Source organism: Roseovarius dicentrarchi, assembly GCF_003316635.1.
GTDB classification, from domain to species: domain Bacteria; phylum Pseudomonadota; class Alphaproteobacteria; order Rhodobacterales; family Rhodobacteraceae; genus Roseovarius; species Roseovarius dicentrarchi.
Genome location: NZ_QNQP01000021.1, coordinates 24,451 through 37,413 on the forward strand (window position 1 = coordinate 24,451; position 12,963 = coordinate 37,413).

A 12,963-nucleotide genomic window follows, 5' to 3' on the forward strand; every position below is an offset into this window, starting at 1 on the left:
AATAAGGACGATATCCCATGGCACTCAGCGCAAACCTGAACGTGATGATGAAGGCCGCCCGCAAGGCAGGGCGCGCGCTGGCCAAGGATTTTCGCGAGGTCGAGAACCTTCAGGTGTCGATGAAAGGCGCCGGCGATTTCGTCAGCCGCGCCGATATTCAGGCCGAACAGATCATCAAATCCGAGTTGATGAACGCGCGCCCCACCTATGGCTGGCTGGCCGAAGAGGGCGGGGAGGAGCCGGGCACCGACCCCACCCGCCGCTGGATCGTCGACCCGCTGGACGGCACCACCAACTATCTGCACGGGCTGGCGCATTGGGCGGTGTCCATCGCGCTGGAACACAAGGGCCAGATCGTCGCCGGCGTGGTCTATGACGCGTCCAAGGACGAGCTGTTCTTTGCCGAAAAGGGTGAAGGCGCGTGGATGAACGAATCGCGCCTGCGCGTGTCGGGCCGTGACAAGTTGATCGAGAGCATTTTTGCCACGGGCCTGCCCTTTGGCGGGCGCAGCGACCTGCCGCATAGCTTGCAGGATCTGGCGCGTCTGCTGCCGGTCTGCGCCGGTGTGCGCCGTTTTGGGGCCGCATCGCTGGATTTGGCCTATGTCGCCGCCGGCCGCTATGACGGGTTCTGGGAGCGTCGGCTGAAGCCGTGGGATCTGGCCGCGGGCCTGCTGATCGCGCGGGAGGCCGGCGCGCTGGTCGAACCGCTGACGCCCGAGCGCAACATTCTGGACGAAGGCGCGGTCATCTGCTCGAACGGTCCGGTGTTTGACAAATTCGCCAAGATCATCCGCAATCAGTAACACTGGGCGACGGGAACACCGGGCGACGGGCCGCGCGTTATTTGCGCCGCACTTTCGGTATCCGTGTTGGCGCATAGGCATAGCGCGCCTGCGGGTGCGGCGGCTTGCCGTCCGTGCGGTTCCAGAACCGGGTGCCGCCCCGGCGCAGCAGCAGCGGCACGGTCAGCAGAACCCCGATCATGAACCCGCCCGCATGCGCCCAATAGGCGACCCCGCCGCCGCTTGTCGGGATGGCCAGCCCGCCAAAGACCTGAAAGCCGAACCAAAGGCCCAGCATGATCCACGCCGGGATCGGCAGGATGCGGAAGAAGATGATGAAGATGATCAGGATATCCACCTTCGCCTTGGGAAACAGCAACAGATAGCCCCCCATGACCCCGGCAATGGCGCCCGATGCGCCGACGGTCGGCACCAGCGAATACGGCTCGGACACCCATTGCGCGAGGGCCGAGCCGACACCGCAGGCAAGGTAGAAGCCAAGATAGGGCAGGTGGCCCATCTCATCCTCGATATTGTCGCCAAAGATGAACAGGAACAGCATGTTACCGGCAAGATGCATCAGGCTGCCATGCAGGAACATAGAGCTGAGCAGGGACGGATAGCCGTCCGCGTGGGTCACTTTGGCCGGGATCATGGCCCAGTCGATATAGAACGCCATCAGCGCGGCGGGATCGCCCATCAGGGGCCAATAACTGATGAAAATCAGGACATTCGCCGCAATCAGCGCATAGGTCACATAGGGCGTGCGCCCCGACGGGTTATGATCGCGGATGGGAAACATGGGGCCAGAGTGGCCCCATGCCCGCGTATGGTCAAGTTAGGACGTGCCGCCCAGCAGTGCCGCATTGCCGCCGGCCGCCGTGGTGTCAACGCAGACGTGCCGCTCGTGCAGGACGTGGCCTGAATCGGGCAGCCCGGTGATCAGCGGCAGGATCGGCCCGGTGCGTTCGGCCAGCGCCTGCGCATAGGGGCGCGCCTTGGCCGCGTCCCCCCAGAACAGCGCGCCGCTGAAGCCGGTCAGCGCGGTCAGCGCGTCGGGCGGAACGGTGCCCGTCGCCTCGACCGCCATGCCGCCCAGCGCCATGACGGCGCGCGCCTGCGCCTTGGCCGCCTCGCGCCCCGGTCCCATGCACAGCAGTGGCGCGCGCGCGTGGCTGGTCAGACGGTTGGATTCGCCCGTCGGCCCCGGCATCAGCTGATCCTCGCGCGGCTGCATTTCCACGCTATGCGCCTTGTCCAGCACCGCCTGAATGTCGCGCTGCGACATGATCCCTTCAAAGTCGCCCGCCTCGACCGGCGCGGGATGGCGGGTAAAACGCGGCAGGTAGCGCGGCCCGCCCGCCTTTGGCCCGGTGCCGGACAGCCCCTCGCCGCCGAAGGGCTGGCTGCCGACAATCGCGCCGATCTGGTTGCGATTGACATAGATGTTGCCCGCCTGCACCCGTTCGGTCACGTATTGCACGCGGTCGTCGATCCGCGTCATCAGGCCAAAGGTCAGGCCATAACCGGTGGCGTTGATCGCGTCGATCACGGTGTCCAGTTCGGTCGCGCCGAAGGTGGCGATATGCAGAACGGGGCCGAAAATCTCGCGCTCCAGATCGGCGATACTGTCCACGCGGATCAGGGTGGGGGCGATGTAGGTGCCCGCATTGGGCGTCTTCAGCTCGTGAATCAGGCGGCCTTCGGCGCGGGCGGTCTGGATATGCTCGGCGATGCCTGCGCGGGCAAGCTCGTCAATGACCGGGCCGCAATCGGTGCTTAGATCCCAGGGCATGCCTATGACCACCGCGTTCATGGCGCCAATCAGCATCTTGGTGAAATCCTCGGCGATATCCTCCTGCACGTAAAGGCAGCGCAGGGCCGAGCAGCGCTGGCCCGCCGATTGAAACGCCGATTCCACAATGGCCTGCACCGCCTGTTCGGGCAGGGCGGTACTGTCCACGATCATCGCGTTCAGCCCGCCGGTTTCCGCGATCAGCGGCGCGCCGGGGGCCAGATTGTCGGCCATCGCCTTGCGGATTTTCATTGCCGTCGCGGTGGAGCCGGTGAAGGCCACGCCATCCACCCGCGCATCCGATGTCAGCGCCGCGCCGACGTCGCCGCCGCCGGGCAGCAGTTGCAGCGCGGTTTTCGGCACGCCCGCCTGATGCATCAGGCTGATCGCAAAATGCGCGATGATCGGCGTCTGTTCGGCCGGTTTGGACAGCACGGCATTGCCCGCGGCCAGCGCCGCTGCGATCTGGCCACTGAAGATAGCCAGCGGAAAATTCCACGGGCTGATGCAGGTAAAGGTGCCGACGGCGCCTGTATCCGGCGCATTGGCGCCGTAATAACGCAGGAAATCGACCGCCTCGCGCAGTTCGGCCACCGCATCCATCTGCGATTTGCCAGCCTCGCGGGCGAGAATAGCGAAAATCTGGCCGAAGTTTTCCTCGTAAAGGTCGGCGATCTTGCCCAGCACCGCGCCGCGCTCGACGGCGGTCGCGTCCCAAGCTTCGGCATGGCTGAGTGCCGTTTCGATGTCCGCCTTGCTGGCATGGGCGACGGTGCCGGGGCTGTCGGCGGGATCGGCGGGGTTGGTGACGTCTACCGCATCCTGCGGCTGCGCATCCGCGGCAAGGACCGGACCCACCTCCCATTTATGGGTGGCAAAGGGGGCGCGCGCCGCCTCGATCGCGTCCAGCGTCGGCTGATGCTTCAAATCGAAACCCTTGGAGTTGACCCGCTCGGGCAGGAACAGTTCCGGGCCGGTGGGCAGGTCGGGGCCGTCCTTTTCCAGCTGGTCGAACGGATCGGCGGCGACGATTTCTGGCGGCACCTCCTCATCCACGATCTGGTTGACAAAACTGGAGTTGGCGCCGTTTTCCAGCAGGCGCCGCACCAGATAGGCCAGCAGATCGCGGTGCGCGCCGACAGGGGCATAGATGCGGCAGCGCGTGCCCTCCTGCTCCATCACGATATTATGCAGCGCCTCGCCCATGCCATGCAGGCGCTGGAATTCAAACGCGTCCTTGTCGGTGGCCATATCCAGAATGGCGGCAACGGTATGCGCGTTATGCGTGGCAAATTGCGGATAGATTCGGTCGGTCATCGACAAAAGCTTGCGCGCATTGGCGATATAGCTGACATCGGTTGCGGGTTTCGAGGTAAAGACGGGAAATCCGTCGATCCCTTCGACCTGGGCCTGTTTGATTTCGGTGTCCCAGTAGGCGCCCTTGACCAGACGCACCATGATGCGGCGATCCAGCCGCTGGGCCAGCTCGTACAGATAATCCAGCACATGCCCGGCGCGCTGCCCATACGCCTGCACCACCACGCCAAAGCCATCCCAGCCGGCCAGCGCAGGTTCGGCCAATACCGTTTCGATCACGTCCAGCGACAGCGCAAGGCGGTCCGCCTCTTCGGCGTCGATGTTCAGGCCCATGCCGGCCGATTTGGCCAGCAGCGCCAGCGACCGCAGGCGCGGCACCAGAACGTCCATCACCTGTTCGCGCTGGGCAACCTCGTAGCGGGGATGCAGCGCCGACAGTTTGACCGAAATGCCGGGGTTCCTGGCGATCTCGTCATGGGTGCAGGCCTGCGCGATGGCGCTGATGGCGCGGGAATAGCTGAGATGATAGCGCGTTGCGTCCTTGTTGGTGCGCGCGGCCTCGCCCAGCATGTCGTAGGAGTAGGTGTAGCCCTTTTTCTCCATCTTCGCGGCGCGGTCCATGGCTGAATTGATAGTCTCGCCCAGCACGAAATTGCGGCCCATTTCCTTCATCGCGCGGGCGACAGCGGTGCGGATCACAGGCTCGCCCAGACGTTTCATGGCGCTGCGCAGATGGCCGACCGGGCCTTTTTTATCTTTTTTCAGCACCTTGCCAGTCAGCATCAGCGCCCAGGTCGATGCGTTGACCAAGGGTGATGTGGAATGGCCCATATGCGCGCCCCAGTCTGACGGGGCGATCTTGTCCTCGATCAGGGCGTCGATGGTTTCGGCATCCGGCACACGCAGCAGCGCCTCGGCCAGACACATCAGGGCGATCCCCTCATCGGTGGACAGGCCATATTCGGCCAGAAACACCTCCATCATGCCCGGATCGGACTGGCCGCGAATGGCGCGCACCAGTTCGGCGCCGTGCTTGCAGATGCGCTTGCGGTCCTCGGGCGACAGGTTCGCCTCGGTCTTGAGGCGGGCGATGGTGGTGGCCTCGTCTGCGTAGGTCTGAACATCGACGGCGCGGCGTGGCTGGGTGTCATATGGCATTGGGGCATCCTTTGGTGGGCTGGGCCGAAAGGCGTTGCATCATTGGATCACTTTAGCATGTGTTGTTAAGGTGATTTTCCTGTTAAATCAGGTTTTGCGGGTCAAATGCGTGGAAATAGGGGGCGTTATGAGTTCAAACGATCTGGACAAGTTCGACCGCGCGATTCTGCGCGTTCTGGCCACGGACGGGCGCATCAGCGTCACCGATCTGGCGCGCCAGATCGGCCTGTCCAAATCGCCCACGCAGGCCCGCCTGCGCCGGCTGGAGGCAAGCCGGGTGATTTCGGGCTATCGCGCGATGATTGACCCCATAAGGCTGGGGCTGGATCATGTCAGTTTTGTCGAAGTGCGCCTGACCGACACGCGCGAGGCGGCGCTGGCTGAATTCAACGCCGCCGTGCGCAAGATCCCCGAGATCGAGCAGGTGCATCTGATTGCCGGCAATTTCGATTACCTGATGAAAATCCGCACGCGCAGCATGAATGACTACCGCCAGATCCTGGCCGACCGGATCAGCACATTGCCGCATGTGGCGGGCACCAGTACCTATGTGGCGATGCAGGCGGTCAAGGAAAACGCGCCCGAAGATACGCTGTAGGGCGCTTGTGATTTGACGGATGCGCAGATGCCGGGTTTACTGGTTTGATGAAATACGCATTCCTTGCCCTGCTGCTGGCCGGCCCCGCCGCCGCAGACACCTGCCCGCCGGCGCCGGATCACGCGCGCGCTCTGCGCGATCTGGTGGACAGCGCGAAAACCGCGCCGGACCGCGCCGCGGGCATGGCCGCGTCGGACGCGATGTGGAGACTGTGGGCAGACGCCCCCGATGCCCGCGCGCAGGAGTTGTTGGATCGCGGCATGGCCCGGCGCGAGGCGTATGATTATCCCGCCGCGCTGGAGGCGTTTCAGGCGTTGGTCGACTACTGCCCCGACTACGCCGAAGGCTATAACCAGCGCGCGTTCGTGCATTTTCTGCGGCAGGAATATGCGGCGGCGCTGCCCGATCTGGATGCCGCGCTGGCGCGCCAGCCGCGTCATGTGGCGGCGCTGACCGGCAAGGCGCTGACGCTGCACGCGCTGGGCAGGCAGGGGGAGGCGGCGCTGGCCCTGCGCGCCGCGCTGGAGATGAACCCATGGCTGGCCGAGCGCAGCCTGCTGCCCGCACTGGAAGCGCAGGAAGACGCGATCTGACGCTTTACACCCGCGCGCGTGCAGGTATTGTCGCGCGAATGCGGGCGTGCTGGAATGGTAGACAGACCAGACTTAAAATCTGTTGGGGCGTGTCCCCGTGTGGGTTCGAGTCCCACCGCCCGTACCAGACAAGAATTTTCTGCGAAAATTCGGCGCCCGCCCCTGACCTTCGGCACGATCCTGCGTTAAGCGGGATCAAGGTGAGCAGGGTCAGGATTGCGTATGCGCGTTTCGGTCATCATATCGGCTTTGGTCGCGGTGCTTGTGGGATTCGGCGGATCGGTTGCGATCATTCTGGCGGCGGCGGATGCGCTGGGCGCCAGCGCGGGGCAAAAGGCGACGTGGATCACCGTGCTGTGCGTGTCGATGATGGCCACGACCGCGATCCTCAGTATCCGGCACCGCCTGCCGATTGTCACCGCATGGTCCACGCCCGGCGCCGCAGTGCTGGCCGGTGTCACGGCCACGTCGATGGAGGTGGCGGCCGGCGCGTTCCTCATCGCCGCCTTGATGCTGATCGCAACCGGCCTGATCCCGGCGCTGGAGCGGGCCGTGGCGCGCATACCGGGGGAGGTGGCGTCGGCCATGCTGGCGGGGGTTCTGTTCAGCTTTGTCGCGCAGGCGGCGCTGGTGATACCGGGGGCGGAGGCGCTGGTGCTGCCGCTGCTGGCGCTGTTTTTCATCGTGCGGGCCTTTTCGCCCATCTGGGCGGTGCTGGCCGTGCTGGCCGCCGGCGTGCCGCTGGCAATCGGGCTGGGCATGGCGCAGCCCATATGGCAGGGCGGACTGCCGCCTATGGTGCTGATCCGGCCCGAGTTTTCCACCGGCGCGCTGCTGGGCGTGGCGCTGCCGCTTTATCTGGTGACGATGGCATCGCAGAACCTGCCCGGTTTTGCCGTCTTGCGCGCGGCGGGCTATCCGGTGCCGGGCCGGTCAATCCTGACGGTGACCGGCATCGCGTCGCTGGCGTCGGCGGCGTGGGGCGCGCACAGCACCAATCTGGCCGCGATCACCGCCTCCATTTGCACCGGTCCGGATGCACATCCCGACCCCGGCAAGCGCTGGCTGTGCGGGCCGGTCTATGCGCTGGGCTATGGCGCGATTGCACTGGTGGCGATGCCGCTGGTCCTGCTGTTTGCCAGCTTTCCGCCCAGCCTGATCGCCGTTGTCGCGGGCGTTGCGCTGCTGGGGCCGTTCATCGGATCGCTGAGCGGGGCGCTGGCCAGTGGCGCGCATGCGGCGCCCGCCGCCGTGACGTTTGTGGTAACGGCATTGGGCCTTAGCCTGATGGGCATTGGGGCTGCGTTCTGGGGGCTGGTGGCCGGGCTGGCGCTGGTGGCCATCGAGGGCATGCGCGCACGGTTGAGGCGCTAAAGACTCCGCTTGCGCCGGGATGCGCGCACCCCTAGAAAGCCCTTGATTTTGACCGCTGCGGACGCCTCCGCGGCCCGATTGCAATGGATAAGGACGAACAATGCAGGTCACCGAGACCCAGAACGAAGGCCTCAAGCGCGCCTATACAATGCTCCTCACCGCTCAGGAGCTGGACGCCAAGGTTATGGAAAAGCTGAAAGAAGCGCAGCCCGACGTTGAAATGAAGGGCTTTCGCAAGGGCAAAGTGCCGCTGGCGCTGATGAAGAAAAATTTCGGCCAGCGCGTCATGGGCGAGGCCATGCAAGAGGCCGTCGATGAGGCCATGAAGGCGCATTTTGCCGAAAACGGCCTGCGCCCCGCGGCCGAGCCTGCGATGAAGATGACCAACGAGGATTGGAAAGAGGGCGACGACGTCGAGGTCGAAATGTCCTACGAGGCACTGCCCGAAATCCCCGAGCTGGACCTGAGCAAGATCACGCTGGAGCGTCTGAAGGTTGTCCCCGGCGACGCCGAAGTTGACGAGGCGCTGACAAACCTTGCGTCGAATGCGCAGGATTTCGAGGACCGCGACGAAGGCGCCGCCGCCGAGGACGGCGACCAGATCACCATGGATTTCGTCGGCAAGGTCGACGGCGAGGCGTTCGAGGGCGGCTCGGCAGAGGACTATCCGCTGGTTCTGGGCTCCTCCAGCTTCATTCCCGGCTTCGAGGAGCAGCTGGTTGGCGTGAAATCGGGTGAGGAAAAGGACGTCACCGTCAATTTCCCCGAGGATTATCAGGCGACGCATCTGGCCGGCAAAGAGGCGGTTTTCTCGTGCACGATCAAAGCCGTGAAGGCGCCCAAGGACGCGGAAATCGACGACGAGCTGGCCAAGAAGTTCGGCGCCGAGGATCTGGACGCGCTGAAGGGTCAGATCCGCGAGCGGCTGGAGGCTGAATATGCCGGCGCAGCCCGCGCGGTGATGAAGCGTGCGATGCTGGACGAGCTGGACAAGATGGTCAGCTTCGATCTGCCCCCCTCGATGGTCGAGCAGGAAGCAGGCCAGATTGCGCATCAGCTGTGGCATGACGAAAACCCCGAGGTTCAGGGTCACGACCACCCCGAGATCGAAACCACCGAAGAGCACACCAAGCTGGCCGAGCGCCGCGTGCGTCTGGGCCTTCTTCTGGCCGAGCTGGGCCAGCGCGCCGAAGTTCAGGTGACCGATCAGGAAATGACCCAGGCCATCATGGAGCAGGCCCGCCAGTATCCGGGGCAGGAGCGTCAGTTCTTTGAATTCATTCAAAAGAACCAGCAGATGCAACAGCAGATGCGCGCGCCGATCTTCGAGGACAAGGTCATCGACTATGTCGCCGAACAGGCGCAGGTCACCGAAAAGGAAGTGTCCAAGGCCGATCTGGAAGCCGAGATTGAAAAGCTGGACGAAGAGGTCTGATCGCACCCTCTTCCACCCATGCAAAACCAAAAGGAGCGGGCCAAATGGTCCGCTCCTTTTTCGTTATGCAGGTAAGTGAGACCCTTCCAGACGCGCCGGAAGGGCAGGGCAGTCAGACGACCTTGCGTCCTTCTTCTTTTGCTTCGCGCAGCTCGCGCGTGAACGAGACAACGATGACCGCCAGAACGACGGCGGAAATCGCGGGCCAGATCAGGATATAGGCTGTCAGCATGGGGTGTTTCCTTTCGTTGTGAATGGGGTGAGCGGCATCACGATTTCTTGGCCGCGCGCATGGCGGCTGCGGCCGCATCGTCCTCGAAGTTGGTGACACGCTCGGCGATCAGATCGAAATCGAACCGCTCGTTGCGCATCAGGCTCAGGCCCGTGCAGATGATCGCGCTGGCGCCGTATGCAGTCAGCGACCCCAGAAGCACCGTGTATTCGCGCAGGAACCCGGCGAAATAGAACGCGCAGAGGATCGCACCGATCACCCCGATCACCAGCCCCGCGATCCGCCCGAAAAAGCCGAAGGCCATCAGGCCCACGACCACGCCGCCGCCAATGGCCGCGATCATCTCGAACAAGAAGCCGATGACGCTGACCATGGGGATCAGTTCGAACCGGACCACGGTGAACAGCACCAGCCCGCCGACCACCGCCCAGACGAAGGCGGCATTGGTCACGCGGTTCCAGAAGCAGCTGATGATCACCGGGAACACGATGGCGCCCCACAGCGCGCCGACAAAGACCAGCATCACCAGAATATCAAGCGAGAAGCTGGCAAAGATAAGCCCGGCGACCGTTGCAACGATCATCGTCAGTCGGCCCAGCAGCAGCATCTTGCGCGGGTTCGGATTGCCCCGGGCCAGATTGCGGCCGTAGATGTCGGTCATCATGATCGCGGCCAGAGCTGACAGGTCGGAATCGGCCGTGGAGGACAAGGAGCCGATCACAAGGATGAAGAACAGCGCGATCATCACCGGCGGCAGATAGGCCGAGGCCATTTGCGGGATGATGTTGTTCAGATCGCCCTCATGCGGCGAAATGCCCAGCAGCAGCGCCATCAGTCCCAGCATCCCCAGCCCGATCACGATCGAGCCATAGCCGAGCGTCGCGGTGATGAATGTGGGCTTGATCAGATCCTCGCGCACGGCAAACAGGCGCTGCGCGATGGTCTGGTTGCCGATGGCATAAGCCAGAACTGCCACAAAGAACGGCGCGCCCTGTTCCAGAATAGCCGTCTCGGAAAAGAAGTTCGCCTGCTGTTCAGTGACCAGCGATAGCCCCTCGGTCAGCACCGAACTGCCGCCGGCGCTGAAAAACACCCATGGGATGATGACAACCGCGATGGACATCATCGCCACCACCTGCGCGAAATCCGTCAGGATGGACGCGCGGAACCCGGACCAGAGCGTGTAGGACAGCACCCCGATCCCGGCAATCAGCACGCCCGCCTGAAACGACAGCGGCGACAGCACCGACACCAGCGCGCCGGCGGCGGTGAAGTTGACCATCAGGCTGATGACGCTGCCCAAGAGGTTCGACACCGCCAAAATCAGCTGACTGCCCGAGCCGTGGCGCGCGTGCATGACCTCGGCCAATGTGTGCGCCTTGGGCGCCAGCGCGCGAAACCGCAGGCCGAAGGGATAGATGAACAGGATCATCAACGCGCCCCAGAACCCGTAATGCATCGGGCCGGATAGGCCGTAATTGAAGCCCGAGATCGCCGCGCCGTAAAAGGACGCCGCCCAGATCCACGTCGCCGTCATGCTGGCGGCGGATATGCCAAACCCGACCTGACCGCTGGACACCATGAACCCGTCGACATTCTCGTCCTTCTCGTTGACGAAGGTCGACATGAAAAAGGTGCCGCCGTAAAACAGCACCAACAGCGCTATGACCGTCCATGTCGAAAATTGAAAGAATACCGGATCATCCATGGCAAGTGTCCCTCTTGTTATTCACTGCGCATGCCACGCTCCGGGGTCGCGGCGGGGCTGGCCCGCGCGACACCGGCGGGCGCACGCAATAGCTTGTTTTTTCAAGCTTACTACGTTTTCGGCAGGGTACCAAGATTTTATTGACGCCCGCGCCGGACCGCACTCAGCGGCGCGGTCCGGCGCGGCCGGCCGGTCAGGTCCGCACGCCTGAAAACCGCGTCTGCCAGTCCTCGCGCTGCTCATCGGTGATTTTGGCAAAGGCCACATCGGGCACGGTGAAGGCGTGGCCGGGCTTCAGAACCTCCAGCGCGGCGGGCACATCATCGGGCCAGCTGTCATCCTCGGTCTGCATCGCGGCCAGCATATCGGCGGCGGCGTCCGGCACGAAAGGCGCGCTGAGTACCGCGTAGAGCCTCACGAGGTTCAGCGCCAGGCGGATCTGTGCCGCCGCCTTGTCCGGGTCTGTCTTGAAAGTCGTCCAGGGCGCGACCGATTGCAGATATTCGTTGCCCGCCACCCAGATCCCGCGCAGCTCGTTGCTGGATTTGCGCACCTCCATCGCCTCCATATGCTGCTCGTAGGCGCGCACGCGGGCGGTGATGCTGTCGATCAGTGCGTGCTCCTCGGGGCCAAATTCGCCGGCCGCCGGCACCGCCTCGCTGAATTTCGAGCGGCAGAACTTGGTCACGCGGCTGACGAAATTGCCCAGAACATCGGCCAGATCCTTGTTCACCGAGGTCTGGAAATTCTCCCACGTGAATTCGGAATCCGAGCTTTCGGGCGCGTGGCTGAGCAGCCACCAGCGCCAGTAATCGGGCGGCAGGATATCCAGCGCCTGATCCATGAACACGCCGCGGCCCTGGCTGGTGCTGAACTGGCCGCCATCGTAATTGAGGTAGTTGAACGATTTGATGTAATCGACCAGCTTCCATGGCTCGCCCGATCCCAGGATGGTGGCGGGGAAGCTAAGCGTATGAAACGGCACGTTATCCTTGCCCATGAACTGCGTATAGCGCACGTCATCGGCGCCCATGTCCGTGCGCCACCAGCGTTGCCATGCGGCATCATCCTGCCCCGTCGCCTCGGCCCATTCGCCGGCGCAGGCGATATATTCGATGGGCGCGTCGAACCAGACATAGAACACCTTGCCCTCCATGCCTGGCCACGGCTGATCGCCGCGCCGCACCGGAATGCCCCAGTCCAGATCGCGGGTGATGCCGCGATCCTGCAAGCCCTCGCCATCGTTCAGCCACTTGCGCGCGATCGAGGTGGTCAGCAGTGGCCAGTCCTGTTTGCTGTCGATCCAGTCGTTCAGCTGGCCGCGCATCCCGGCCTGCATCAGATACAGATGCTTTGTCTCGCGCACCTCCAGATCGGTGCTGCCGGAAATGGCGCTGCGCGGCTCGATCAGGTCGGTGGGGTCCAGTTGCTTGGTGCAGTTTTCGCACTGATCGCCGCGCGCCTTATCATAGCCGCAGTTGGGGCAGGTGCCTTCGATATAGCGGTCAGGCAGGAACCGGCCGTCGGCGATGGAGTAAACCTGCCGTTCGCTGACTTCGCGGATCAGATCATTATCGGCCAGCTTGCCGGCGAAATGCTGCGTCAGCCTGTGGTTTTGCGGGCTGGAGGAGCGGCCGAAATGATCAAAGCTGAGCCGGAAACCGCGCGCGATATCGGCCTGAACGGCGTGCATTTCGGCGCAGTATTCGGCGACGGGTTTGCCGGCCTTCTTGGCTGCCAGCTCGGCGGGGGTGCCATGCTCATCGGTCGCGCAGAGAAACAGCACCTCGTTGCCGCGCCCGCGCTGATAGCGCGCATAGAGGTCGGCGGGCAGCTGGCTGCCTACCAGATTGCCCAGATGCTTGATGCCGTTGATATACGGGATCGCCGATGTGATCAGATGCCGTGCCATAATGCCCCTCGTTCAAAGCCTTGCGCCTGCTTTAGCGCAAGCGCCGGGATGGTGCC

The 12,963-nt window shown here is 63.8% G+C and carries 10 protein-coding genes and 1 tRNA gene; 6 read left to right on the forward strand and 5 right to left on the reverse strand.

Annotated features, from left to right (window positions below; genetic code table 11):
* Positions 1-17: 17 nt before the first annotated feature.
* Positions 18-806, forward strand: a complete 789-nt coding sequence (locus DQ230_RS13645) for an inositol monophosphatase family protein (RefSeq protein ID WP_113913165.1) — start codon at positions 18-20, stop codon at positions 804-806.
* 37 nt (positions 807-843) lie between these two features.
* On the opposite strand, the gene DQ230_RS13650 is transcribed toward DQ230_RS13645, so the two are convergent.
* Positions 844-1,587 carry a rhomboid family intramembrane serine protease gene (locus DQ230_RS13650; protein ID WP_113913166.1) on the reverse strand — a complete coding sequence of 248 codons (744 nt, stop codon included), beginning with the start codon at positions 1,585-1,587 and terminating at the stop codon, positions 844-846.
* A gap of 36 nt (positions 1,588-1,623) precedes the next feature.
* Positions 1,624-5,055, reverse strand: coding sequence for a bifunctional proline dehydrogenase/L-glutamate gamma-semialdehyde dehydrogenase PutA (putA, locus tag DQ230_RS13655; RefSeq protein WP_113913167.1), 3,432 nt, complete (start codon positions 5,053-5,055; stop codon positions 1,624-1,626).
* A gap of 127 nt (positions 5,056-5,182) precedes the next feature.
* Between putA and DQ230_RS13660 the strand changes: the two genes are divergently transcribed.
* The 5 genes from DQ230_RS13660 (at position 5,183) to tig (ending at position 9,055) form a co-directional block, all read left to right on the forward strand.
* Positions 5,183-5,653, forward strand: coding sequence for an Lrp/AsnC family transcriptional regulator (locus DQ230_RS13660; RefSeq protein ID WP_113913168.1), 471 nt, complete (start codon positions 5,183-5,185; stop codon positions 5,651-5,653).
* Positions 5,654-5,700: 47 nt separating this feature from the next.
* Positions 5,701-6,246, forward strand: a complete 546-nt coding sequence (locus tag DQ230_RS13665) for a tetratricopeptide repeat protein (RefSeq protein WP_113913169.1) — start codon at positions 5,701-5,703, stop codon at positions 6,244-6,246.
* 40 nt (positions 6,247-6,286) lie between these two features.
* Positions 6,287-6,373, forward strand: a tRNA-Leu gene (locus tag DQ230_RS13670).
* A 95-nt stretch (positions 6,374-6,468) separates the two neighbouring features.
* Complete coding sequence (locus DQ230_RS13675; protein WP_113913170.1) at positions 6,469-7,620, forward strand: benzoate/H(+) symporter BenE family transporter; 1,152 nt, start codon at positions 6,469-6,471, stop codon at positions 7,618-7,620.
* Positions 7,621-7,720: 100 nt separating this feature from the next.
* Complete coding sequence (tig, locus tag DQ230_RS13680; protein WP_113913171.1) at positions 7,721-9,055, forward strand: trigger factor; 1,335 nt, start codon at positions 7,721-7,723, stop codon at positions 9,053-9,055.
* Positions 9,056-9,167: 112 nt separating this feature from the next.
* Here the strand turns inward: tig and DQ230_RS17390 are convergent, their stop codons facing one another.
* The 3 genes from DQ230_RS17390 to metG all read right to left on the reverse strand — a co-directional run bounded on the left by DQ230_RS17390 (position 9,168) and on the right by metG (position 12,907).
* Positions 9,168-9,287, reverse strand: coding sequence for a putative transporter small subunit (locus DQ230_RS17390; protein WP_238987539.1), 120 nt, complete (start codon positions 9,285-9,287; stop codon positions 9,168-9,170).
* A 37-nt stretch (positions 9,288-9,324) separates the two neighbouring features.
* Positions 9,325-10,995: a sodium:solute symporter family protein gene (locus tag DQ230_RS13685; protein ID WP_113913172.1), complete on the reverse strand. Its 1,671-nt coding sequence runs from the start codon at positions 10,993-10,995 to the stop codon at positions 9,325-9,327.
* Positions 10,996-11,188: 193 nt separating this feature from the next.
* The gene (metG, locus tag DQ230_RS13690; RefSeq protein WP_113913173.1) at positions 11,189-12,907 is read right to left on the reverse strand and encodes a methionine--tRNA ligase; all 1,719 of its coding nucleotides are present in this window, start codon (positions 12,905-12,907) and stop codon (positions 11,189-11,191) included.
* Between the last annotated feature and the right edge of the window lie 56 nt (positions 12,908-12,963).

Excerpts from the sequence above, each read along its gene's own strand:
- DQ230_RS13645 (WP_113913165.1), top strand. The coding sequence starts at position 18 with ATGGCACTCAGCGCAAACCTGAACGTGATGATGAAGGCCGCCCGCAAG.
- DQ230_RS13650 (WP_113913166.1), bottom strand. The coding sequence starts at position 1,587 with ATGTTTCCCATCCGCGATCATAACCCGTCGGGGCGCACGCCCTATGTG.
- putA (WP_113913167.1), bottom strand. The coding sequence starts at position 5,055 with ATGCCATATGACACCCAGCCACGCCGCGCCGTCGATGTTCAGACCTAC.
- DQ230_RS13660 (WP_113913168.1), top strand. The coding sequence starts at position 5,183 with ATGAGTTCAAACGATCTGGACAAGTTCGACCGCGCGATTCTGCGCGTT.
- DQ230_RS13665 (WP_113913169.1), top strand. The coding sequence starts at position 5,701 with ATGAAATACGCATTCCTTGCCCTGCTGCTGGCCGGCCCCGCCGCCGCA.
- DQ230_RS13675 (WP_113913170.1), top strand. The coding sequence starts at position 6,469 with ATGCGCGTTTCGGTCATCATATCGGCTTTGGTCGCGGTGCTTGTGGGA.
- tig (WP_113913171.1), top strand. The coding sequence starts at position 7,721 with ATGCAGGTCACCGAGACCCAGAACGAAGGCCTCAAGCGCGCCTATACA.
- DQ230_RS17390 (WP_238987539.1), bottom strand. The coding sequence starts at position 9,287 with ATGCTGACAGCCTATATCCTGATCTGGCCCGCGATTTCCGCCGTCGTT.
- DQ230_RS13685 (WP_113913172.1), bottom strand. The coding sequence starts at position 10,995 with ATGGATGATCCGGTATTCTTTCAATTTTCGACATGGACGGTCATAGCG.
- metG (WP_113913173.1), bottom strand. The coding sequence starts at position 12,907 with ATGGCACGGCATCTGATCACATCGGCGATCCCGTATATCAACGGCATC.